Origin of the sequence: Shinella kummerowiae, assembly GCF_009827055.1 — a bacterium.
In the GTDB taxonomy this organism is placed as follows: Bacteria; Pseudomonadota; Alphaproteobacteria; order Rhizobiales; family Rhizobiaceae; genus Shinella; species Shinella kummerowiae.
On sequence record NZ_WUMK01000002.1, the window covers coordinates 356850 to 378153 of the forward strand.

Genomic DNA, 21304 nt, shown 5'->3' on the forward strand with positions numbered 1-21304 from the left:
GTCAGTAATCGACCGCCATGAAATAAAGCCCGTCCGGCGGCGCCACGGGGCCGCAGGCCTTGCGGTCACGCGCTTCGAGGGCGGCGCGCACGTCCTCGACCGTCCATTTGCCTTCCCCGACCAGTTTCAGCGTGCCGGCAAAGGAGCGGATCTGGTTGTGCAGGAAACTCTGTGCCGAAACGCGCATCTCGATGAGATCACCGCTGCGCGTCACATCCAGCCGGTCGATGGTGCGGATGGGGCTGTTCGCCTGGCAGTGGGTCGCGCGGAAGGTGGTAAAATCGTGTTTGCCGACCAGCATCTGCCCCGCCGCATGCATGGCCTCGTGGTCGAGTGCCCTGGTGACGAACCAGGCGCGGTTCGCCTCCAGCGCCAGCGGCGCAGGGCGCGAGATGATACGGTAGAGATAATGCCGCTTCAGCGCCGAGAAACGGGCGTCAAAATCCTCCGGCACCTGCGCCGCATCGAGGATCGCAATGCGCTCGTGCGCCTGGCCAAGATGGGCGTTGAGGGCATTGCGGAGCGTGTGTTCCGGCCACGCGCGCGTGAGATCGGCGTGGGCGACCTGCCCCATGGCATGCACGCCGGAATCGGTGCGTCCCGCACCCCGGACCGACACCGTCTCGCCGGTCAGCGAGAGGATTGCCGCCTCGATGGCGCCCTGGACGGAATGACCGTTCGTCTGCCGCTGCCAGCCGACATAGGGCGTGCCATCATATTCGATACGGAGCCGGTAGCGCGGCATCAGGCGAGGACCTGACCCGCGGGAACCGGCGTGCCGCGCAGGAAATCCGCTGCATCGAGCGGCTTGCCGCCGGCCTTCTGCAGGCGAACGAGCCGGACGGCACCGCCAGTGCCGCAGGCGATCGTCAGCCGGTCGTCGAGCACGGTACCGGCGGGTTTGACCGAAACCTCATCCACCCGTTCGCTTGCCAAACCCTTCACCCGCTCGGGCTTGCCGACGACCGGCAGCTCGAACCAGGCGCCGGGGAACGGCGAGAGGCCACGGATATGGTTGTGCACGTCCGTCGCCGGGCGGGAAAAATCGATGCGCGTCTCGGCCTTGTCGATCTTGGCGGCATAGAGCACGCCCTCCTGCGCCTGCTCCGTCAGCGGCAGGTCGCCGGCTTCGAGCTTCGCCATGGCGTCCACCATCAGTGCACCACCGGCCTGCATCAGCGCGTCGTGCAGTTCGCCGGCGGTCATGGTCTCACCAATCGCCACGCGCGCGGTCAGCGCGACGGGGCCGGTGTCGAGGCCCTTGTCCATCTTCATGACCATCATGCCGGTTTGCGTGTCGCCCGCCATGATCGCCCGCTGGATGGGGGCGGCACCACGCCAGCGCGGCAAAAGCGAGGCATGCCCGTTGTAGCAGCCGAGCCGCGTGCCGGAGAGAATGGCTTCCGGCAGCAGCAGGCCGTAGGCGACGACGACGGCAACATCCGCCTTCAGCGCAAGGAAAGCGTCTCGATCGGCCTCATCGCGAAAATTGACCGGTGTGAAGACGGCAATGCCGAGCGCTTCGGCTTTCTGGTGCACGGGCGATTTCACCAGTTCGAGGCCGCGGCGGCCGGCCGGACGCGGCGGCTGCGAATAGACGGCGACGATCTCGTGACCGGTCTTGGCAAGCGCCGTCAGCGTCGGAACGGAGAAATCCGGCGTGCCCATGAAGATGATGCGAAGGGCCATCGGTCAGCCTCCGTGAGAGGATAGAGCGGAGCGTCTCCGCTCAGAGCGCCTTGCTGCCGCGCATCTTGGCCGCCTTGGTGAACTTGCGGATCACCATTTCGCGCTTCAGCTTGGAAATATGGTCGATGAACAGCACGCCGTTCAGGTGGTCGATTTCATGCTGGAGGCAGGTAGCGAGCAGGCCGTCGGCCTCCACGATCTGCTCCTTGCCATCGCGGTCGAGGTGCTTCACGGTGATGGCGGCAGGGCGTTCGACCTCGGCATAATAATCCGGGATCGACAGGCAGCCTTCTTCATAGACCGAGCGTGCATCCGACGACGCAACGACCTCAGGATTGATGAAGACGAGCGGCTTCTTGTCTTCGCCGTCCTTCGAGACGTCCAGCACAAGCATGCGGCGGGCGACACCGATCTGGATGGCAGCCAGCCCGATACCCGGCGCATCGTACATGGTTTCCAGCATGTCGTCGGCGAGCTTCTTCACCTCGCTGTCGATGGTCTCGATGGGCTTCGAGACCTCGCGGAGGATCGGATCGGGAAGAATAATCAGCGGCTTGATGGTCATGCGCCTCCTTAGCGCGGTTTTTTTGCGCTTTCAATCGGCTTTGGGCTGCCGCATTTCGGACCTGCCGATAATTTGTTCACGTTATGATCTGGTTTCCGCGGCAAACCATGGTATGGTCGCGGTATGATCGACCCGACCTTCGACGCCCTGCTCGCCTCTCTTCTTGCCCGACTGGGCGGCCCCGGCCCCGCGCTGGTGCTGCTCGCCACGGTTTTCCTGGCCGTGTTCAGCCTCATCTCGGCCCGCCGCAGCCAGGCCCGCCAGCAGGAAGCAGGCAGGGTGGCGGAGCTGCACTTCGCCGAACTCCTGAAGGCGCAAACCGAGATGCAGGGCCGCGTCGCCGCCATGGCAGAAGTGTTCGGCAGCAAACAATCCGAAACGAACCAGGCGCTCAATACGCGTCTCGACGGGCTGACGCAGCGGCTCGGCCAGTCGATCTCCGAGCAGACACGCTCGACGCATGAGAACCTGCGGCGCCTGCAGGAGAGGCTCGCCGTCATCGATACGGCACAGACCAACATCCAGTCGCTGGCGAAGGATGTCGTCGGCCTCCAGGCGATCCTGTCCAACAAGCAGACGCGCGGCGCCTTCGGGCAATCGCGCATGGAGACGATCATCGCCGACGCGCTGCCGCACGGCGCCTACCAGTTCCAGGCCCAGCTTTCCAACGGCGTGCGCCCCGACTGCACCATCCGCATGCCCAACGGCCAGCCGCCGCTGGTGGTCGACGCCAAGTTCCCGCTGGAGGCGTGGAACGCCATGTCGGACGGGCGACCGCCGGAGGCCGCCAAGGTTGCCGCCCAGCAATTCCGCCGCGACATGGAAATCCATATCCGCGATGTCGCCGAGAAATACCTGATTGCCGGCGAGACGCAGGACACCGCCTTCCTCTTCGTGCCGTCGGAATCGATCTTCGCCAGCATCCACGAACATTTCGAGGCGGTGGTGCAGCGCGCGCACCGCGCACGGATCGTCATCGTATCACCCTCGCTGCTGATGCTCTCCGTGCAGGTGCTCCAGGCGCTGCTCAAGGATCAGCGCATGCGCGAGCAGGCGCATGTCATCCAGGGCGAAGTCGCGCGCCTGATGGACGATTTGACGCGGCTCGACGACCGGGTGCGCAAGCTGCACGGCCACTTCACCGCCGCGCAGAAGGATGTCGACCAGATTCTGACCTCGACCGAGAAGCTTGCGCGGCGCGGAGCGCGTATCGGCGACATGGAATTCGAGATGGTTACGGCGCCCTCCGAGCCGGCGGAGAAGGCTGTCGAGAGCCGAAGCGGGCCGTTACGTCTGAGAGTAGTTGACGAAGACTGATCGCCTCGGGCAGTGTCCGGCGGAAACGACAAGAGGCACTCTCATGATCACCGTCTTCGGCTCCATCAACATGGACCTCATCGCCACGCCAGACCGCCTGCCGAAGCCGGGTGAAACCGTGATCGGCAGCAGCTTCACCACCGCCGCCGGCGGCAAGGGCGCCAACCAGGCGCTCGCGGCGCGACGCGCCGGCTCCATCGTGCGCATGGCCGGCGCCGTGGGTGACGACCGCCTGGGAAGCCAGGCCCTGGCGCTGCTCGCCGACGCCGCCGTCGACCTCAACTCCGTGCGCTCCGCAGCCGAAGCGACCGGAACCGCGCATATCCTCGTTGCCGATGACGGCGAAAACGTCATCGTGGTCGTGCCCGGCGCCAACGGTACGGTTACGGATGAGGACGCCAAGCGCGTCGTTGGCGCCATGTCGCGCGGCGACTACCTGATGCTGCAGTTCGAAATCCCCAACGCCGCGATCGAGGCAGCCCTTGCCAGCGCGAAGCAGAAGGGCGTCACCTCCATCATCAACATCGCCCCCTTCGGTGCCGATGCGAAGCGCCTCGGCGGGATGGCGGATATCCTCGTTGCCAACGAGACGGAATTCGACCTTTTCGTCGGCAAGGGGGAACTCTCCGACGAGGCCCGAGAGGCGACCATGCGTGCGCTGCATGCTGAAAACGGCCAGACGATCATCGTGACGCTCGGTGCCGACGGTGTCGTCGCCATTCGCAAGAACGAGATTTTCCGTGCTGCCGGCCTTGCCATCGAACCGATCGATACGGTCGGTGCCGGTGACACGTTCTGCGGCTATCTTGCCGCCTCGCTCGACGCCGGGCTCGGTTTCAAGGAGGCGCTGCGCCGTGCGGCAGTCGCCGGTTCGCTCGCCTGCCTCAAGCCGGGCGCCCAGCCGTCCATTCCTTTCGCTGCCGCCGTCGACGCCAAAGTCTAAACGCGACACGGCAGTGACCGTCCGTCATTTCGCAAATGGCATATCAGGCGTCGCTCTGCTTGCGATGCCCGATAATTCAGTCTGTTGAGCGCATATGTGGCGGCGAAATTTGGCTCTTTATTAATATTTTATCGGTTACTGAAGTCTTAGACACCGGCCTGCTGAAGCGCCGCTCGTCTCTGGCGCTGGTCGCGCGCCCCGCCCTCCATGATGGAGACCCCCGCAAATGAATCTGCCCTATCGCGGCCGGTCGCCGCGGACGTCTTTCATCGTGAGGATTTCATGTTCAAGTTCCAGGCCAAGTCGCTCGCGACGAAGCTTATAGCGGTCACCGGCGGCACGATCGCCCTGGTGATGCTCGCCTCCAACACCGTTCTGATCTCCGAGACCCAGACCCGCGTCTCAGACCTCGTCTATACCGCAGCGGATACCGAGGCGAAGGCGATTGCGGCCGATATCGCTGCCGACATCGGCGCGCTTGCAGGTGCCGCCCGCGCCATGGGCGGGGTGATCGAACAGGGGCATGCCAACGGCCTGCTGGACCGCAAGGCGGTGGTCAACATCATCAAGGCGAACACCGAAAAGAACAGTTTCGCCCTTGGCAGCTGGTTTGCCGAAGAGCCGAACGCCTTCGACGGCAAGTCGCGCGAGACGGCGGAGCAACTGGAGAGCGGCACGTTCAAGGACGGCTCGTTCAACCCCTACTGGACGAAGCGCAAGGACGGTTCGATCACGCTGTCGACCTTCGAATCCGATTACAAGGCGGAATGGTACGCACTGGCCGCCAAGAGCGGCAAGGGCGCCATGAGCTCGCCCTATGCAGAAACCTCGACCGGCGAAGGCCTGACCATGGCCTCCATCGCCTACCCCGTCAATTCCGGCGGTAAGCTCATCGGCGTCACGGGCGTCGACGTCTCGCTGAAGACGCTCTACGACCAGCTCAGCCAGTTGAAGCCGTTCGGCGAAGGCCGCGTCATGCTGGTCTCGCAGACCGGCAAATGGATCGTCGCACCGACCGCCGATCTCCTCATGACAGACTATGACGGCCAGGGTCACGAGATCGTCAAAGATGCGCTCACCACCGGCAAGATCGGCCATATCCGAGACCTTTCGTTCGACGAACTCGCCTCCTTCGACCGCGTCGTCTATCCGTTCGCCCTGCCGGACATCAACACGACCTGGGCGGTTCTCGTCGATGTGCCGCACACCGCGATCAACGCTCCGGTCAACGAACAGACCACTGTGATGGTTATCGGCGGCCTGATCGTGCTCGGCGCTGTGCTCGCCGGTCTCTACCTCGCCGTTCGTTTCTTCGTGCAGAAGCCGCTTGCCGGCCTCGTCAGCGACGTGGCAACGCTCAGCAACGGCGTCTATACCCAGCCGATCGCCGGCCAGCAGCGTTCGGATGAAACCGGCTCGGTCGCCAAGGCGCTGGAGGGTTTCCGTCACCAGCTCGCCGACACCAAGCGCCTCGAAGCCGAGGCCGACAGCCAGCGCCAGATGACCGAAGCCGAGCGCGGCCGTTCGGAAGCCGAACGCGCGGAATCGACCGCGCTCCAGCGCGATATCGTCGCCCGCCTTGGCGATGGCCTGGCGCAGCTTTCCTCCGGCAACCTGACCTTCCGTCTCTCCGGCGACTTCCCCGGCGAATACGGCAAGCTCAAGACCGACTTCAACTCGGCAATCGCCAGCCTCGAAGAGACGATCCAGACGGTCAACGCCTCGGTCGGCAATATCGGCGGCGGCACCGGCGAAATCTCCAAGGGCGCGGCAGACCTGTCGCACCGCACCGAGCAGCAGGCCGCCAGCCTGGAAGAGACCGCAGCAGCGCTCGACCAGCTCACCTCGCAGGTCAATTCCAGCGCGGAAAATGCCCGCGTCGCCGCCAAGTCGGTGGAAACGGCGAGCCAGGATGCCAGCAAGTCCGGCGAGGTCGTTCAGAAGGCCATTGCCGCAATGCACGGCATCGAGCATTCCTCGCGCGAAATCTCCAACATCATCGGCGTGATCGACGACATCGCCTTCCAGACCAACCTGCTGGCGCTCAATGCCGGCGTTGAAGCGGCGCGTGCCGGTGAAGCCGGCAAGGGTTTTGCCGTCGTCGCCCAGGAAGTGCGCGAACTCGCCCAGCGCTCCGCCAATGCGGCCAAGGAGATCAAGACGCTGATCAACACCTCCGAGGTGCAGGTCCGCGAGGGTGTGGATCTTGTCGGTAAGGCCGGTGGTGCATTGGAAAATATCGCCGACCAGGTCATCCAGATCAACGGCCTCATCCGCCAGATCTCCGGCTCGGCTTCCGAACAGGCCGTCGGCCTCAAGGAGATCAACTCGGCCGTCAACCAGATGGACCAGGTGACCCAGCAGAACGCCGCGATGGTGGAGGAAACCACCGCCGCCTCGATGGCCCTGAACGACGAGGCCCAGACGCTGAAGTCGCTCGTCGCCCGCTTCCGCGCCGGCGCCGCCAGCATGGCCGCCCAGCCGGTGCAGCAGGTGGCCCGCACGCAGACTGCCCAGCGCCCAAGCTACCAGGCACCGCGCACGACCGCACGCTCCATACCGCAGGTCGCCGGCAACACGGCACTCGCCCGCGACGAATGGGAAGAATTCTGAGCCAGGATAGAGACCAACAAAAAGGCCGGCGGAAACGCCGGCCTTTTTGTTTGCGGGTAATTACTTCGGTTCGGTCGGCTGCGCCTGAAGCCTGCCACGCGAGCGGGAGCGGCTGGCATTGGCCAGGCGCTGTGTTGCCTCCTTCAGCTCCAGCTCGGAAAACAGGCCCCGATATTCGGGCCGAAGCATCATCGCCTCCATCGAAAGCTCCGCCTTGCCGGCATCGAGCAGGCGCTCCAGACCCGTCGTGCCGGGCTTGAAGACGAGCTCCTTTGCCGCTGCCACGCCGCCGTTCAACAGCACGAAACGGCGCAACAGGACCGGGCGGAAGCCAAGCTCGGCGAAGCGATCGTAGAGGCTCATCATCTCCTTGTGGAAGCGACCCTCCGCGCCCGGGGCGGCGTTGCGCGGCCCGCGCATCAGAGGCGACCGACGCGCTCGGTGAGCAGAGCGAAGAAGCCGTCGGCGTCGACATCTTTCATGACCCGCGCATTGTGCTTGCGCCCGGTGACCTGCCACCAGTCGACCACCGTCATGCCGACGGTGAGCGGTGAGGCGGCTTCCACCTCGACATTGCAGTCGCGGCCGGAAAACAGCTCCGGCTTCAACAGATAGGCAATGACCGTCGGATCATGCAGCGGGCCGCCATCGGAGCCGTATTTCTCGATGTCGAAGCGCTCGAAGAAATCCAGCATCTCGACCAGCGCGATGGCCGGTCGGCTGCCGATTTCGCGCAGTTTCGCGACACGGCTTTTCAGCGTCAGCACCTTGTGGGTCACATCGAGCGGCATCATGACGATCGGGATGCCGGATTTGAAGACGGTGGCGGCGGCTTCCGGGTCGACATAGATGTTGAATTCGGCGGCCGGCGTGATGTTACCGCCCTCGAAGAAACCACCCCCCATCATGACCAGTTCGCGCACGCGCCCGGCAATCTCCGGTGCCTTCTCCAGTGCCGTGGCGATGTTGCTCAGCGGGCCGAGGGTGCAGAGCGTCACGGTGCCGGCCGGCTCGCGCTTCAACGTCTCGATGATGAAATCGACGGCGTGCTGCGCCTGCAGCGGCATTTGCGGGTCATGCAGTTCCGGGCCATCGAGGCCGGTCTTGCCGTGCACATGTTCGGCCGTGATGAGCGGCCGGGCGACGGGCTTGTCGGCGCCGGCAAAAACCTTCACATCGGGCCGGCCGCAGAATTCCAGGATGATGCGGGCGTTGCGGGAGGTGAGCGTCAGCGGCACATTGCCGGCGACCGTGGTGATGCCGAGGATATCGAGTTCGGGGCTGCCGAGCGCCAGCATGATCGCGGCGGCGTCGTCCTGGCCGGGATCCGTGTCGATGATGATTTTCCGTGGCTCAGACATGCCCGTTTCCGTCCCTTGTTTCTTATGATTCTGCCCGCGCGGCGCAGGCGAAGCGGCGACTATATTTGCGAAATCGCCTTTCGCAAGCGTCTTGCGTCATGCGCGCGCAATCACCATATTGCAGCCAATGGGATGCCGATGTCGGGTCCCCTTACAGTCGCTTGAAGCCAAGGACTAGACGCATGACACGCATGACCCCTTTTACGAGCCCATTGCTCCTGGGTTTCGACGCCATGGAGAAGACCCTTGAGCGCATCGCCAAGGGCAATGATGGCTACCCACCGTACAATATCGAGCGGCTGCGGCCGGATGGCGAGAGCGGCGCTCCCGAGCGCCTGCGCATCACGCTTGCCGTCGCAGGCTTCTCCGACGAGGAGCTCGATGTGACGACGGAGGAAAACCAGCTCGTCATTCGCGGCCGCCAGATCGATAGCGGCGAGCGGGACTATCTTTACCGCGGCATTGCCGCCCGCCAGTTCCAGCGCACCTTCGTGCTTGCCGATGGCATGCGCGTTCAGGGCGCCGAACTGAAGAACGGTCTCTTGGCGGTCGATCTCGTCCGTCCGGAGCCGCAGCGAATGGTAAAGAAAATTAACATTTCCGTATCAGACTAGGTCATGAGCCGTTCCTGCGGGAACACCCGCCGGACCGTCTCGAGCGTAACCTGATCGCTGACGCACCGATGGGCCATTGTGGCCAAAGGCGTCCAGCGGCCGGCATATGCCGGCATTGCCATGGAGGCAAAGATGGGACTGAAAACTGCAATCCACACCGTCTCGAAGGCAGACCTTGCGCATCTCGGCGCAGGTGAAGTCGGCTATATCCGCAAGATGAAGGCGGACGAAGTGTCGCGCGTCTTCCCGGAAGCCCCCGAAATCGACCCGAGCCTCGACCTCTGGGCGCTGTTCGGCGCCGACGGCACGCCGATCCTGCTCACCGACAACCGTTCGAGCACCTTCTACAAGGCCGCCGAAGACGAGCTGCGCACCGTCAGCCTGCACTGATACCGAATTGAATCCTTCCGTCAGAGACGGCGGAAGGTGAGATAGGCCGAGCTCCGGCCTTCGCGCTTGGCCTTGGCCTCGTAGCGCGTGCCTGGCCAGCCGGCAAACGGCGTCAGCCAATCGGCCGCATTTTCCGCGGTCCACACGAAAGCGGGATGAGCCCCGCAGTGCATAAGCGTCCAGTTGACATAGGTGTCGATGTCGGACGCAAAGCAGAAGAGCCCGCCCGGCTTCAGCACCCGGGCAAAGCGGTCCAGATTGACCCTGGAGACAAACCGCCTCTTCCAGTGCTTCTTCTTCGGCCACGGATCCGGATAGAGCAGGTCGATCTGATCGAGCGAGGCCGCCGGCAGCCAGTCCAGAAGCTCCGTCGCATCATCATCATAGAGCCGGATATTCTTCGCACCCGTCTCCTCGACGCGGCCAATCAGCTTCGCCATCGAGTTGACGAACGGCTCGACGCCGATGAAGCCGGTCTCCGGCTGCTCCACCGCGCGGTGGATGAGATGCTCGCCACCGCCGAAACCGATTTCGAGGCGCAGGCGCGCGGGCTTCGCGTCATAAAGCGTCGTGATATCCACCGGGGCCGGGTTCGAAAGATCGACCTTCAGCTCCGGCAGCAATGTTTCCAGATGCTGCACCTGCCGTTCGCGCAACGGCTTTCCCTTGCGGCGGCCGAAAAAGGCCTCGGTCGCCCGGCTGCGGCGCTCTGCATCGCTCATGTCGTCCTCAGTTCTTCAGCGCGTCCTTGAGGGCCTTGACGAGGTCGAGGCGCTCCCAGGCAAACGAACCGTCACGGCCTGCCTTGCGGCCGAAATGGCCGTAAGCGGCGGTCTTGGCATAGATCGGCTTGTTGAGATCGAGATGGCGGCGGATGCCCGACGGCGAGAGGTCCATGACCTTGCGGACGGCCTCTTCGACGGCATCTTCGCTGACCTTGCCGGTGCCGTGCAGGTCGACATAGACCGACAGCGGCTGGGCGACGCCGATGGCGTAGGACAGCTGGATCGTGCAGCGATCGGCAAAGCCGGCGGCAACGACGTTCTTGGCGAGGTAGCGGGCGGCATAGGCGGCCGAACGATCGACCTTGGTCGTGTCCTTGCCGGAAAACGCGCCGCCGCCGTGCGGGGCCGCACCACCGTAGGTGTCGACGATGATCTTGCGGCCAGTGAGGCCGGCATCACCATCCGGGCCGCCGATGACGAACTTGCCCGTCGGGTTGATGTACCAAACGCAATCGTCGGCGATCTTGATGTCGTGCAGGGCCTCGCGGATGTAAGGCTCGACGACCTGGCGCACCTTCTTGGAATCCCAGCTTTCATCGAGATGCTGGGTAGACAGCACGATTGAGGCGACGTCGGCCGGCTTGCCGTCGACGTAGCGCACCGTCACCTGGCTCTTGGCGTCGGGGCCGAGCTTGCCCGCGTCACCTTCGCCCTTCTTGCGGGCGTCGGCGAGGAGGGCAAGGATACGGTGCGAATAGTAGAGCGGCGCCGGCATGAGTTCCGACGTCTCACGGCAGGCGTAACCGAACATGATGCCCTGGTCGCCGGCGCCCTCGTCACCCTGCTTGTCGGCGGCGTTGTCGACGCCCTGGGCAATATCGGCAGACTGCGAGTGCAGCAGCACGTCGATCTTCGCCGTCTTCCAGTGGAAGCCGTCCTGCTCGTAGCCGATGTCGCGGATCGCCTTGCGGGCCGCCGACTTGAACTTGGAGGGGTTGATGACGTCGTTGCCGTCCTTGTCCTTCTTGAGCAGGCTCGGCGGCAGGCGCACTTCACCGGCAATGACGACGCGGTTGGTCGTGGCAAGCGTCTCGCAGGCAATACGGACCGACCAGGGATCGACCTTCGACTTCACGGCTTCGCGATAGACCAGATCGACGATTTCGTCGGAGATACGGTCGCAAACCTTGTCCGGATGGCCTTCGGCGACGGACTCGCTGGTGAAGAGATAACTGCTGCGCATGCGGGAATTCCCCTCAAAGAAAATAGACTTCGACGTTGTTATTCAGTTCGCGGGGGAAAGACAAGCACAGAAGGACATAAGAATATGTTTATGTCCCGTGATTTGGGGTGCTGTCCGGCGTCGTCCAACGGTGCGATACGGGTCGCCAAAAACAGGAAAGGCGGCCCCGAGGGACCGCCCTTTCATCCGTTGCCAGAACGATTAATCACTCAAGCTCGGCTTCCGCCGCCAGCGCCTTGACGAGGTCGACGAGCTTGCGGCGCACCTTCGGATCGCCGATCCGGACAAACGCGCGGTTGAGCTGAAGACCCTCGGAGGACGACAGGAAATCGACCACATAATTGGAGCTCGAGGCTTCCGCGAACCCGGCCTGCGTGTTTGCCTGGTCGCCGGGCGCGTCCTCGAAGAAGAAGGAGACGGGGACGTTCAGGATGCTCGAAATGTTCTGCAGCCGGCTTGCGCCGACGCGGTTCGTGCCCTTTTCGTATTTCTGGATCTGCTGGAAGGTGATGCCGAGGCTTTCCCCCAACTTCTCCTGGCTCATGCCGAGCATGGTCCTGCGAAGCCGGACCCGGCTGCCGACATGAATATCGATCGGATTCGGCTTCTTTTTGTTTTCCATCATCACTTTCGTCCTAACGCGCGGAATTGGCCCCACCCATCCGGCAGCCTTAACCATGACTTAACGTCACGTTGTATGCGTAACCTCTGAAGGTCCCCACAATACAGTACAACGGCCGGCGGCGTGCACTATGCTATTTTAGGGGTTTTTGGTCAATTCACCCTGTTTCTAAAACCAATGCGAGAAATGCTCACCATAACGAGGAGAAAGCCGAGAACGATCGGAAATGACCAGTTTCGCCACTTTACCCCCTCCCCTAGCGTAAACCTTCCCGGTAGAGTTGCGTCCACGAAGCCCGGTACGTCGTGCGCCAGACCGGCCACGACCTGTCCTTTCGCATCGATGATGGCCGAAATGCCATTGTTGGCAGCGCGAATCAGTGGGAGGCCACGCTCGACGGCCCGTAGACGCGCCTGCTGGAAGTGCTGGTAGGGGCCGGGCGTGTTGCCGAACCAGGCATCGTTGGTCACGTTCAGCAAGGCGGCCGCGTCGTCGGCGGCAGCGTTGATCTCCTGCGGGAAGATCGCCTCGTAGCAGACCAGCGGATAAAAACCCTTGCCGAACGCTTTGAGGAGCTGGTGTTCGCGGGCGGCGGAAAACCCGCCCGGCATGGCGACCGCGCTCACGCCAAAACTCTCAAAGACCTCGGCAAAGGGCATGTATTCGCCGAAGGGCACCAGGTGAACCTTGTCGGCCGCGCCAATGATCTGCCCCTTGCCGTCGATCGCGTAGATGGAATTATAGTAGCGCGGCGCCTTGCCGGAGCCGGCACTCTCCATGCGCACCGCGCCGGCGATCAGCACCTGATCGTCCTCCAGCACATCGGCAATGCGCACCAGGGCATCCGGATTGTCCGTCAGGATGAAGGGAATGGAGGTTTCCGGCCAGACGACGATATCGGGGCGCTTGCCCCCCTCTTCCGGCTTTGCCGCGCTCAGGGAAAGGTGCCGCTCGAAAATTTCGGCCCGGGCGGAATCATCGAGTTTCGTCGCCTGGTCGATCACCGGCTGGACGAGGCGGATGACCGTCGTCTGGCTTTCGGGCGCCGGCACCATGGTCAGGGCATAATAGCCGTAACCGACATGGGCGCCAAAGAGCAGCACGGCGAGCGAAAGACCGGGAACCCTGCCTCGGTGCGTGCCGAGCAGTGCCGGCGCGGCGAAGACGAAAACCGCGAGCGCATTCATGCTCGCGATGCCGAGAAGACCGGATGATTGCATGAGCAGCGGCACCGGCATCGCGCCATAACCGACGGCGTTCCAGGGAAAGCCGGTGAAAAGCGTGCTGCGCAGCCACTCGCCGATCCCGAAGGCGAGGGCGAGCGCGGCGATGCGGCCCATGCCATCGGACCACAGGAGACGGGCGAGCGCCGTCGCAAAACCGTAGAAGAATGCAAGGAAGGCCGGCAGGCCGAGCACGGCGATCGGTATAGCCCAGGCAAAGGCATCGGCCTCCACCAGCAGTGCATTGCCGAGCCACCAGAGCCCGCCGACGAAGTAGCCGAAGCCAAAGAACCAGCCGATACGGAAGGCCGGCGCGAGGCGCCGCAGGAAGCCGGCCTCCGGCGCGGCGCTCGCACCGTCGAGCAGCCAGACAAGCAGGGTGAAGGACACGAAGAAGGCCGCAAAGAAGCCGAAGGGCGGCAGCGCCAGCACGCCGATCAAGCCCGCAAGAAATGCCACAAGCGCCCGTCTCGTTCCAGACAGGAGCATGACCGTGCTCGCAAGCCGCTCCATGCCGTCCCCTTTGCTCGAGCCCGCGCGTTTCAAAGCGCGCAAACGCTCTGTCCCCTTGTTTTTCGCAGTTCCGGACGCCCCCTGCGCGCCGCGCTGGAATTGCTGCCCGAATCAGCCCGCGCCAGTCTTCCAAAAAACCAACGCCTTGTCCCGCTTCACGGCGGCACAAGGCGCAGATCATTTTAGAGGAATGGCAGACGCGGCCTATTCGGCACTCGCCCCGTCATTCTGCTGTTCAGGCAGCGCTGCACGGTCGGCGGGTATGGTCGTGCCTTCGCCTTCCGGCCGGCGCTCGCGGCGACGGACTGAGCCGGCGCGCTTGCGCGTGACACGCACGCGCTTGACGCGACGCGGATCGGCATCGAGCACATGGAACTCGAAGCCCGGCACCGCCTGCACGACCTCGCCGCGCACCGGAATGCGACCGAGCGAGGCGAAGATCAGGCCGCCCAGCGTATCGGCGTCCTCGAGCTGGTCGCGGATATCGAAATCCCGGCCGATCGCTTCGGCCAGTTCCTCGAGTTCGACACGGGCATCGGCGATAAACACGTCGTCGCTGACACGCTGGATCATCACTTCGTCGTCGTCGTGTTCGTCCTCGATATCGCCAACGACCATCTCGACGATGTCTTCCAGCGAGGCGAGACCGTCGGTGCCGCCATATTCGTCGATGACGAGCGCCATCTGCGTGCGATCGGCCTGCATGCGCGCCATCAGGTCGGCGGCAAGCATTGAGGGCGGCACGAAGAGAACCTGGCGAATGATGCCGGCTTCGGCGACGGTCTTGGAAAGATCGACACGTCCAAGGTCGAATTCCGGCTTGGGTGTCCGCGCCGGCTTCTCGGCGACGGCGACAGCAGCGGCGGCCGTGCCGTTCTTCGCCCGGGTGCGGCGCTTGTTGCGGGCCTGCTTGGTGACATAGGCGAGAAGGTCGCGGATGTGCACCATGCCGCGCGGATCGTCGAGGCTCTCATTATAGACCGGCATGCGCGAGCGGCCGGAATCCTCGAAGATCACCATCAGTTCGGCAATCGTGATGTCCTGGTCGACGGCCTCGATATCGGCCCGCGGCACCATGACGTCCTCGACCCGCACCTCGCGGAAACGAAGAATGTTGTGCAGCATCGCCCGTTCTTCGGGCAGAAAGGCCGGCTCACTGCCAGTGTCTTCCGTCATCAGGGCCTCGGTGAGGTCCTTGCGCAGCGAGGAGGCGCCCGTCATGCGCCAAAGCCGTGTCGCACGGGACCAGAACGATGACCGGCCCCCGCTTTCGTGCTTCGGCGCGCTGCTACTACTGCCCGCCTCGTCCTGACTTGAGGCGTCCGCCTCGCTCTTTTCCGTCGCTACGGACTGGTTTCTGAAGTCGCTCATTGGTCCAAACTATTCATCGGGGCCATCCCCGTATGGGTCAGATAGGCCAAGCTCGGCAAGAATGCGAGTCTCCAGCCCTTCCATTTTTTCTGCTTCTTCGTCGTCCATGTGATCATAGCCGAAGAGATGCAGAAATCCATGCACCAGGAGGTGCGTGAGATGATCGCCAAAAGGCTTACCGAGTTCGCCCGCCTCGCGGGTCAGCGTTTCCTCGGCAAAGATGATATCGCCGAGCATCGGCCCCGGCATTTTTCCGGGCGTCAGCGGGAAAGCCGGGAAGGACAGAACGTTGGTCGGCTTGTCCTGGCTGCGCCACTCCGCATTGATGCCGCGGATCTCGTCGTCGCTGGTGAAGACCAGCGAGACTTCGGGCGCACCCGACTTGGGGAACGGCTGTTTTTCCTCTCTTGCGAGAAATCGTGCCGCGACACCCAGAACGCGTTCGCTCGTCTCGCGCAGGCGCTCTTCGGAGGGCCATGCGCCCTCCTCCACGGAAATCTGTATGTCGAGTTCGCTCATAAGATTAGGAGGACCACCTCAGCGGTCGATCTGCTCGCTTTCGTCCTGCACGGCCGTCTGGGCTTCATAGGCCCGGACGATGCGGGCGACCATCGGATGGCGCACGACGTCGACATCCTTGAAGCGGGCGACCGCGACGCCTTCGACACCCTTGAGGATCTGCAGCGCCTCGACGAGGCCCGACTTGACGCCGCGCGGCAGGTCGACCTGGCTGGGGTCGCCGGTGACGATCATGCGGCCGTTTTCACCAAGACGCGTCAAAAACATCTTCATCTGCATCGAGGTGGTGTTCTGCGCCTCGTCGAGGATGACCGCGGCATTGGCCAGCGTGCGGCCGCGCATGAAGGCGAGCGGTGCGATTTCGATGACGCCGGCGGCAATCGCACGTTCCACCTTGTCACCCGGCATCATGTCATAGAGCGCGTCATAGAGCGGCCGCAGATAGGGGTCGACTTTCTCCTTCATGTCACCCGGCAGGAAGCCGAGGCGTTCGCCGGCTTCGACGGCCGGACGCGACAGGATGATGCGATCGACCGCGCCACGCTCCAGAAGCTGGGCGGCATGGGCGACGGCGAGGTAGGTCTTGCCGGTGCCGGCCGGGCCGACACCGAAGACGAGTTCGGACCGCTCCAGCGCGCGGATATAGGTATCCTGCATCGGCGTGCGGGCGACGATGGTCTTCTTGCGTGTGGAGATCTGCGACATGGAGAGCTTGGCCTTGCGCTCCATGGTCGGCAGCGAAAGCTGGTCATCGGCGGCGATCGCCATGCGGATCGCGCCTTCGACATCGGAAAGCTCGATCGAGCCGCCGCTTTGCAGGCGCCCATAGAGATAGTCGAGCGCACGGCGGGCCTGGTTGGTGGCCGCGATTTCACCGGAGATCGAGACGGAATTGCCGCGCGCCCGCGCGTCGATGCCAAGGCGCTGTTCGATAAGCTTGAGGTGCTGGTCGAACTGGCCGAAGAGCTCGCTTGCGTATCGATTGTTCTCGAAAGTGAGCACGAAGTGATTTGCGTCGGTCTGGGTTTTCGACTGGCGCGGCGATGACGTCATCAGTTCGTGTCCGTTCAAGCGGTCAAGCTCCTTGGGTCCGCCCGTCACCTGATCGCTTCTGCGAAGAGGCTGTTGGGCCCGGCATCGGTGATTCGTACCCTGATAATGTCACCGATTTCCGACGTTTTTGCATCAACATTCACAGGCTGCAGCCAGGGCGAGCGGCCAACGAGCTGTCCCGGCATGCGGCCGGGCTTCTCCAGAAGCAGGTCGATCTCCTTGCCGATGCAGGTGCGGGCGAATTCGCGCTGCTGGCGAAACAGCAAAGCTTGCAATCTTTCAAGGCGTTCCGACTTCACGGCCTCGTCGACATGGCCGTCCATTTCCGCGCCCGGCGTGCCGGGACGAATGGAATATTTGAACGAAAATGCCTGTGCATAACCGACCGTCTCAATGAGACGCATGGTGTCCTCGAAGTCCTGATCGGTCTCGCCGGGGAAACCGACGATGAAATCACCCGAGATCGCCAGCTCCGGCTGGATCGCGCGGATGCGTTCGATGAGGGCGATGTATTCTGCCGCGGTGTGTCGGCGGTTCATGGCTTTCAGGATGCGGTCCGAGCCCGACTGGACCGGCAGATGCAGGTAAGGCATCAGCGCCGGCAGGTCGCGGTGCGCCTCAACCAGCCGGTCGTCCATGTCGCGCGGATGGCTCGTCGTGTAGCGCAGCCGCGCGAGGCCCTCGATCTCGGCCAAGCGGTAGAGCAGGTCGCCGAGGCCCCATTCGGTGCCATCCGGGCCGATTCCGTGCCAGGCATTGACGTTCTGGCCGAGCAGCGTGATTTCGCGCACGCCGCCATCTACGAGGCGCTCGGCTTCGGCGACGATCTGCGAGACGGGGCGGGACACTTCCGATCCGCGCGTGTAAGGCACGACGCAGAACGTACAGAACTTGTCGCAGCCTTCCTGCACGGTGAGGAAAGCGGTGACGCCACGGGCGCGGGTCTTTGCCTTTTCCGGCGCCGGCAAGTGCTCGAACTTGTCCTCAAGCGCGTAGTCCGTCTCGACGACGCGCTCACCGCCCTTGGCGCGACGCAGGGCGTCGGGCAGGCGGTGATAGGTCTGCGGGCCGATCACCAGATCGACGGCGGGCGCGCGGCGCAGGATTTCCTTGCCCTCCGCCTGGGCGACGCAGCCAGTGACGCCGATCACCATCTCGCGGCCATCCTTGGCGCGGGCCTTCTTCATGTCGCGCAGGCGGCCGAGTTCGGAATAGACCTTTTCCGCTGCTTTCTCGCGGATATGACAGGTGTTAAGAAGGACGAGATCGGCCTCTTCCAGCACGTCCGTCGCCTGATAGCCGTCCTTCGACAGCGCATCCGTCATGCGCTCGCTGTCATAGACGTTCATCTGACAGCCATAGGTCTTCACGAAGACCTTGCGGGTGTTCGGCGTGGCGATTACGACAGGCGTGGAGAGGGATTGTTCGCTCATGGCCGCTTCCATAGTGGAAAAACCCCGGAAAATGAAGCCCCGTCTGCTGTGGATCTACCGGCCGCGCAGCCGCGCCCCCAGCATGGCGCGGATGCGCGCCTCTACCTCTCGGCTCACCTGCTTGCGGTTGCTGGCCCGGGTGTAGTCCACGCGCTCGCCAAAATCGACGTCGACATCGACCGCGCCCTCGCGCGCCACGCCGAGAAGATGCGGCAGGAGTTCAATATCGCCCGGCCAGGCGGCAAGCGGCCGGTGGAAGCGCCCCATCGCCATGCCGTGCACGCCGGTATAGGCAATCGACACCGGCTGGATATGCACGACGCCGCCCGGCGCATGCGGCACGGCGGACGCAGCGGCGCCGAACAGCGAGGTCTTCATCTCCAGGAGGCGGTTGCCGTCCGAGGTCGTGCCTTCCGGGAAGAGCACGACGATTTCGCCATCGGTCAGGCGGCGCGCGATCTCGTCCACCTGGTCGCCCGTCTTCTGGCGCTGTTCACGCTCCACGAAGATCGTCGCCTGCAGGCGGGCGAGCAGGCCGAAGACCGGCCAGCCGCGCACCTCGGCCTTGGCGATGTAGACGACATCGGCCACCGAACCGAGCACCATGATGTCCTTCCAGGAGGCATGATTGGCGGCGATCAGCAGCGGGCGGCTGGGCTCCGGCGTACCATGCACGCGCACCTTCAGGCCGAGGACACGGCAGGCGACCCGATGCCAGAGCCGCGGCAGACGGCGGCGGATCTTCAGATTGAAGCGCAGGCCGACAAGCTGGATCGGCAGCAGGACCAGCGTCACCGTGACGAGAACGATCAGCCCTATGGCAAGGCGCAGCCAGGTGATCAAAGGATCACCGGCAGGCATTCAGAGGGAGCAAGGGTTGGCCTCACTCGCCCTCCTTGAGGGGAACGCCGTAGAGTTCCAGGCGGTGATCGACGAGACGAAAGCCGTGCTCGCGCGCGATGCGTTCCTGCAGGGCCTCGATTTCCGGCGAATGGAACTCGATGACCTGGCCGGTCTTGAGGTCGATCAGGTGGTCATGGTGCTCGTCCGGCACCGTCTCGTAGCGCGAGCGGCCATCGCGGAAATCGTGCCGCTCGATGATGCCGGCATCCTCGAAGAGTTTGACGGTGCGATAGACGGTCGAGATGGAAATGCGCGCATCGACGGCGGACGAACGGCGGTAGAGCTCCTCGACATCAGGATGATCGGCAGAGCCTTCCAGCACGCGCGCGATGATTCGGCGCTGCTCCGTCATGCGCATGCCGCGCTCGACACAAAGCTCTTCCAGCGATTTCTCCACTTCCGTCATACGACCCGCCCTTGTTCGTTCAGCCTCCCAATACAGGGGAACTAGCGAAGATCACGCCGCATGACAAGCGCCGTGGAGCGGCGGCCATCGGCCGCGGCATAATAGGCCTTGCGCTCGCCCACCTTGAGGAAGCCGAGCTTGGCGTAAAGCCCGCAGGCCGCGACATTGCCGTCGTCGACCTCGAGGAAAACATCCTCCGCACCGCGCATCTTCGCCTCGCGCAGCGCGGCCTGCATCAGCCGCCAGCCGAGGCCGGCACGCTCGAAGCGCAGGTCGACGCCGATCGTCAGGATTTCCGCCTCTCCCGCCACGGCGCGGCCCAGCACGAAGCCGCCGGCGGTCCGGCCGAGCACGCCTTCACGCAGCGCGACGAAGCCGTAGACCGGCGGCTGCGACAGCAGGGAATGGAATTCGCCATCGTTCCACGGCTGGGCAAACCGCGCACGATGCAACATCGCGGCCATGCCGGCATCGGCGGTTTCGAGCGGGAAAATATCGAAGGTCGGCTTGCGGGTGAAATAGTCGGTGAGCACCATAGATCACGCCCTCCGGATCGCGAATCCCGCCTGCGGCTTGGCATCGGGGCCGCGCAGATAGAGCGGTTTCGGCAAGTGAGCTTGCGGATCGAGGCTTGCACCGAGGCGCGCCACGGTGGCGATAGAGACGCCGTCGCCCGCCTGGGGCGCACCGTCGCGCAGCAAGGCGGCGGCGAAGCCGACGAGTTCACCGTCATGTCCGGCGGCAATGCCGCGCGCCTCGTCGAGGGAAGCGATCGCCGGCGTCGAGGCTGCCGAACCATCGGCTGCAAACCGCTGCCAATAGACCTCATCGCGCTTGGCATCCATCGCGACCATAACAGGGCTTCCTGTCTGGTGGTCGGCGGCGATCGCCGCAAGCGTCGAGACGCCGACGGCCGGAACACCAAGCGCCAGCGAAAGGCCGCGCGCGGCCGCAACACCGACGCGGATGCCGGTGAACGAGCCGGGGCCGACGGTGACCGCGATGCGGCCGATGTCCTGCAAGGTCATGCCGGCGGCATCGAGTGCCGCATCGACGAAATCCATCAGCTGCTCGGCATGGCCGCGGCCGATATCGGCGCCGGCGGCGCCGAGGATCGTGTCCTGATCCGTGTCATAGAGCGCCGCGTAACAGCCCGTGCCCGCCGTATCGATCGCAAGAACGATCATGTCGGCGACCGGCGGTTCGCGGGGCAGGCGTTACATGACGGCTTCAACTTCCTGCACTTCCGGTACGAAATGGCGAAGAAGGTTCTGCACGCCGTGTTTCAGCGTCGCCGTCGAAGACGGGCAACCCGAGCAGGCACCCTTCATGTTGAGATAGACGACGCCGTCGCGGAAACCCTTGAAGGTGATGTCTCCACCGTCCTGCGCCACGGCCGGGCGGACGCGAGTGTCGAGCAGTTCCTTGATGGTCGCGACGATGGTTTCATCGCCTTCGTTGAAGAACTCGCCCTCTTCCGGCTGGTCGCTGCCGGCAAGCGCGCCGCTCGCCACGACCGGCTGGCCGGACATGAAGTGTTCCATGATGTTGCCGAGGATGGCCGGCTTCATGTGCTGCCAGTCGGCGCTGTCCTTGGTGACGGTGATGAAATCATAGCCGAGGAACACGCCGGTGACGCCCGGCACACCGAACAGGCGGGCGGCCAGCGGCGAAGCGGCGCGCGCTTCCGTCTCGTCGCGGAACTCGGCCGTGCCGCTCTCCAGCACGATCTTGCCCGGCAGGAACTTCAGGGTCGCCGGGTTCGGCGTCGCTTCGGTCTGGATGAACATCTTTCTCTCCG

General features: G+C 64.0%; 23 protein-coding genes. 5 read left to right on the forward strand and 18 right to left on the reverse strand.

Going from position 1 to position 21304, the window contains the following annotated elements:
* Window position 1: 1 nt before the first annotated feature.
* The 3 genes from truA to def are packed head-to-tail and all read right to left on the reverse strand — an operon-like array spanning window position 2 to window position 2254.
* Window positions 2–745 (reverse strand): tRNA pseudouridine(38-40) synthase TruA, encoded by a 744-nt coding sequence (truA, locus tag GR138_RS06180; protein ID WP_160857743.1) that lies wholly within the window; start codon window positions 743–745, stop codon window positions 2–4.
* Window positions 745–1689, reverse strand: a complete 945-nt coding sequence (gene fmt, locus GR138_RS06185; RefSeq protein WP_160857744.1) for a methionyl-tRNA formyltransferase — start codon at window positions 1687–1689, stop codon at window positions 745–747. The genes truA and fmt overlap by 1 nt, the downstream gene beginning before the upstream one ends.
* A 40-nt stretch (window positions 1690–1729) precedes the next feature.
* Window positions 1730–2254 (reverse strand): peptide deformylase, encoded by a 525-nt coding sequence (def, locus tag GR138_RS06190; protein WP_160857745.1) that lies wholly within the window; start codon window positions 2252–2254, stop codon window positions 1730–1732.
* A 123-nt stretch (window positions 2255–2377) separates the two neighbouring features.
* Between def and GR138_RS06195 the strand changes: the two genes are divergently transcribed.
* The 3 genes from GR138_RS06195 to GR138_RS06205 all read left to right on the forward strand — a co-directional run bounded on the left by GR138_RS06195 (window position 2378) and on the right by GR138_RS06205 (window position 7127).
* A complete protein-coding gene (locus tag GR138_RS06195) occupies window positions 2378–3571 on the forward strand; it encodes a DNA recombination protein RmuC (protein ID WP_160857746.1) in 1194 nt (397 codons plus the stop codon).
* Between the two features lie 43 nt (window positions 3572–3614).
* Window positions 3615–4514 carry a ribokinase gene (locus GR138_RS06200; RefSeq protein ID WP_160857747.1) on the forward strand — a complete coding sequence of 300 codons (900 nt, stop codon included), beginning with the start codon at window positions 3615–3617 and terminating at the stop codon, window positions 4512–4514.
* Window positions 4515–4796: 282 nt separating this feature from the next.
* The gene (locus GR138_RS06205) at window positions 4797–7127 is read left to right on the forward strand and encodes a methyl-accepting chemotaxis protein (RefSeq protein ID WP_160857748.1); all 2331 of its coding nucleotides are present in this window, start codon (window positions 4797–4799) and stop codon (window positions 7125–7127) included.
* 60 nt (window positions 7128–7187) lie between these two features.
* Here the strand turns inward: GR138_RS06205 and GR138_RS06210 are convergent, their stop codons facing one another.
* Both GR138_RS06210 and GR138_RS06215 read right to left on the reverse strand, forming a co-directional pair.
* The gene (locus GR138_RS06210; RefSeq protein ID WP_210253447.1) at window positions 7188–7547 is read right to left on the reverse strand and encodes a hypothetical protein; all 360 of its coding nucleotides are present in this window, start codon (window positions 7545–7547) and stop codon (window positions 7188–7190) included.
* Window positions 7547–8488 carry a nucleoside hydrolase gene (locus GR138_RS06215; RefSeq protein WP_160857750.1) on the reverse strand — a complete coding sequence of 314 codons (942 nt, stop codon included), beginning with the start codon at window positions 8486–8488 and terminating at the stop codon, window positions 7547–7549. Before GR138_RS06215 ends, GR138_RS06210 begins: the two co-directional genes overlap by 1 nt.
* 182 nt (window positions 8489–8670) lie before the next feature.
* Here GR138_RS06215 and GR138_RS06220 point away from each other — a divergent pair, with 182 nt between their 5' ends.
* Together GR138_RS06220 and GR138_RS06225 are read left to right on the forward strand one after the other, a co-directional pair.
* Window positions 8671–9102 (forward strand): Hsp20 family protein, encoded by a 432-nt coding sequence (locus GR138_RS06220; protein ID WP_160857751.1) that lies wholly within the window; start codon window positions 8671–8673, stop codon window positions 9100–9102.
* Between the two features lie 132 nt (window positions 9103–9234).
* Complete coding sequence (locus GR138_RS06225) at window positions 9235–9492, forward strand: BQ00720 family protein (protein ID WP_069061543.1); 258 nt, start codon at window positions 9235–9237, stop codon at window positions 9490–9492.
* A gap of 20 nt (window positions 9493–9512) precedes the next feature.
* Here the strand turns inward: GR138_RS06225 and trmB are convergent, their stop codons facing one another.
* The 13 genes from trmB to GR138_RS06290 form a co-directional block, all read right to left on the reverse strand.
* Window positions 9513–10214 (reverse strand): tRNA (guanosine(46)-N7)-methyltransferase TrmB, encoded by a 702-nt coding sequence (trmB, locus tag GR138_RS06230; RefSeq protein ID WP_160857752.1) that lies wholly within the window; start codon window positions 10212–10214, stop codon window positions 9513–9515.
* A gap of 7 nt (window positions 10215–10221) precedes the next feature.
* The gene (metK, locus tag GR138_RS06235; protein ID WP_160857753.1) at window positions 10222–11460 is read right to left on the reverse strand and encodes a methionine adenosyltransferase; all 1239 of its coding nucleotides are present in this window, start codon (window positions 11458–11460) and stop codon (window positions 10222–10224) included.
* A gap of 205 nt (window positions 11461–11665) precedes the next feature.
* Window positions 11666–12085, reverse strand: a complete 420-nt coding sequence (locus GR138_RS06240; protein ID WP_160857754.1) for a helix-turn-helix domain-containing protein — start codon at window positions 12083–12085, stop codon at window positions 11666–11668.
* Between the two features lie 149 nt (window positions 12086–12234).
* A complete protein-coding gene (gene lnt, locus GR138_RS06245) occupies window positions 12235–13818 on the reverse strand; it encodes an apolipoprotein N-acyltransferase (RefSeq protein WP_160857755.1) in 1584 nt (527 codons plus the stop codon).
* Between the two features lie 204 nt (window positions 13819–14022).
* The gene (locus GR138_RS06250) at window positions 14023–15189 is read right to left on the reverse strand and encodes a hemolysin family protein (protein WP_160857756.1); all 1167 of its coding nucleotides are present in this window, start codon (window positions 15187–15189) and stop codon (window positions 14023–14025) included.
* Between the two features lie 9 nt (window positions 15190–15198).
* Window positions 15199–15708 carry an rRNA maturation RNase YbeY gene (gene ybeY, locus GR138_RS06255; protein WP_160857757.1) on the reverse strand — a complete coding sequence of 170 codons (510 nt, stop codon included), beginning with the start codon at window positions 15706–15708 and terminating at the stop codon, window positions 15199–15201.
* Window positions 15709–15726: 18 nt separating this feature from the next.
* Window positions 15727–16779 (reverse strand): PhoH family protein, encoded by a 1053-nt coding sequence (locus tag GR138_RS06260; protein ID WP_160857758.1) that lies wholly within the window; start codon window positions 16777–16779, stop codon window positions 15727–15729.
* A 26-nt stretch (window positions 16780–16805) separates the two neighbouring features.
* Window positions 16806–18194: a tRNA (N6-isopentenyl adenosine(37)-C2)-methylthiotransferase MiaB gene (gene miaB, locus GR138_RS06265; RefSeq protein ID WP_246200312.1), complete on the reverse strand. Its 1389-nt coding sequence runs from the start codon at window positions 18192–18194 to the stop codon at window positions 16806–16808.
* A gap of 54 nt (window positions 18195–18248) precedes the next feature.
* Window positions 18249–19037 (reverse strand): lyso-ornithine lipid O-acyltransferase, encoded by a 789-nt coding sequence (gene olsA, locus GR138_RS06270; protein WP_160857760.1) that lies wholly within the window; start codon window positions 19035–19037, stop codon window positions 18249–18251.
* Between the two features lie 40 nt (window positions 19038–19077).
* A complete protein-coding gene (locus tag GR138_RS06275; RefSeq protein WP_160857761.1) occupies window positions 19078–19503 on the reverse strand; it encodes a Fur family transcriptional regulator in 426 nt (141 codons plus the stop codon).
* 41 nt (window positions 19504–19544) lie between these two features.
* Window positions 19545–20039, reverse strand: a complete 495-nt coding sequence (locus GR138_RS06280) for a GNAT family N-acetyltransferase (protein ID WP_202402533.1) — start codon at window positions 20037–20039, stop codon at window positions 19545–19547.
* Between the two features lie 3 nt (window positions 20040–20042).
* Window positions 20043–20690, reverse strand: coding sequence for a tRNA (adenosine(37)-N6)-threonylcarbamoyltransferase complex dimerization subunit type 1 TsaB (gene tsaB / locus GR138_RS06285; protein WP_160857762.1), 648 nt, complete (start codon window positions 20688–20690; stop codon window positions 20043–20045).
* A 30-nt stretch (window positions 20691–20720) separates the two neighbouring features.
* Window positions 20721–21293, reverse strand: coding sequence for a NifU family protein (locus GR138_RS06290; RefSeq protein WP_160857763.1), 573 nt, complete (start codon window positions 21291–21293; stop codon window positions 20721–20723).
* Between the last annotated feature and the right edge of the window lie 11 nt (window positions 21294–21304).

What these genes read in the sequence shown, in the direction of transcription:
- lnt (WP_160857755.1), bottom strand. Translation starts at nt 13,818, where the DNA reads ATGGAGCGGCTTGCGAGCACGGTCATGCTCCTGTCTGGAACGAGACGG.
- truA (WP_160857743.1), bottom strand. Translation starts at nt 745, where the DNA reads ATGCCGCGCTACCGGCTCCGTATCGAATATGATGGCACGCCCTATGTC.
- GR138_RS06280 (WP_202402533.1), bottom strand. Translation starts at nt 20,039, where the DNA reads ATGGTGCTCACCGACTATTTCACCCGCAAGCCGACCTTCGATATTTTC.
- GR138_RS06210 (WP_210253447.1), bottom strand. Translation starts at nt 7,547, where the DNA reads ATGCGCGGGCCGCGCAACGCCGCCCCGGGCGCGGAGGGTCGCTTCCAC.
- miaB (WP_246200312.1), bottom strand. Translation starts at nt 18,194, where the DNA reads ATGAGCGAACAATCCCTCTCCACGCCTGTCGTAATCGCCACGCCGAAC.
- GR138_RS06215 (WP_160857750.1), bottom strand. Translation starts at nt 8,488, where the DNA reads ATGTCTGAGCCACGGAAAATCATCATCGACACGGATCCCGGCCAGGAC.
- GR138_RS06195 (WP_160857746.1), top strand. Translation starts at nt 2,378, where the DNA reads ATGATCGACCCGACCTTCGACGCCCTGCTCGCCTCTCTTCTTGCCCGA.
- metK (WP_160857753.1), bottom strand. Translation starts at nt 11,460, where the DNA reads ATGCGCAGCAGTTATCTCTTCACCAGCGAGTCCGTCGCCGAAGGCCAT.
- GR138_RS06225 (WP_069061543.1), top strand. Translation starts at nt 9,235, where the DNA reads ATGGGACTGAAAACTGCAATCCACACCGTCTCGAAGGCAGACCTTGCG.
- GR138_RS06275 (WP_160857761.1), bottom strand. Translation starts at nt 19,503, where the DNA reads ATGACGGAAGTGGAGAAATCGCTGGAAGAGCTTTGTGTCGAGCGCGGC.
- trmB (WP_160857752.1), bottom strand. Translation starts at nt 10,214, where the DNA reads ATGAGCGATGCAGAGCGCCGCAGCCGGGCGACCGAGGCCTTTTTCGGC.
- GR138_RS06205 (WP_160857748.1), top strand. Translation starts at nt 4,797, where the DNA reads ATGTTCAAGTTCCAGGCCAAGTCGCTCGCGACGAAGCTTATAGCGGTC.
- GR138_RS06250 (WP_160857756.1), bottom strand. Translation starts at nt 15,189, where the DNA reads ATGAGCGACTTCAGAAACCAGTCCGTAGCGACGGAAAAGAGCGAGGCG.
- fmt (WP_160857744.1), bottom strand. Translation starts at nt 1,689, where the DNA reads ATGGCCCTTCGCATCATCTTCATGGGCACGCCGGATTTCTCCGTTCCG.
- GR138_RS06220 (WP_160857751.1), top strand. Translation starts at nt 8,671, where the DNA reads ATGACACGCATGACCCCTTTTACGAGCCCATTGCTCCTGGGTTTCGAC.
- GR138_RS06200 (WP_160857747.1), top strand. Translation starts at nt 3,615, where the DNA reads ATGATCACCGTCTTCGGCTCCATCAACATGGACCTCATCGCCACGCCA.
- GR138_RS06240 (WP_160857754.1), bottom strand. Translation starts at nt 12,085, where the DNA reads ATGATGGAAAACAAAAAGAAGCCGAATCCGATCGATATTCATGTCGGC.
- def (WP_160857745.1), bottom strand. Translation starts at nt 2,254, where the DNA reads ATGACCATCAAGCCGCTGATTATTCTTCCCGATCCGATCCTCCGCGAG.
- ybeY (WP_160857757.1), bottom strand. Translation starts at nt 15,708, where the DNA reads ATGAGCGAACTCGACATACAGATTTCCGTGGAGGAGGGCGCATGGCCC.
- tsaB (WP_160857762.1), bottom strand. Translation starts at nt 20,690, where the DNA reads ATGATCGTTCTTGCGATCGATACGGCGGGCACGGGCTGTTACGCGGCG.
- GR138_RS06290 (WP_160857763.1), bottom strand. Translation starts at nt 21,293, where the DNA reads ATGTTCATCCAGACCGAAGCGACGCCGAACCCGGCGACCCTGAAGTTC.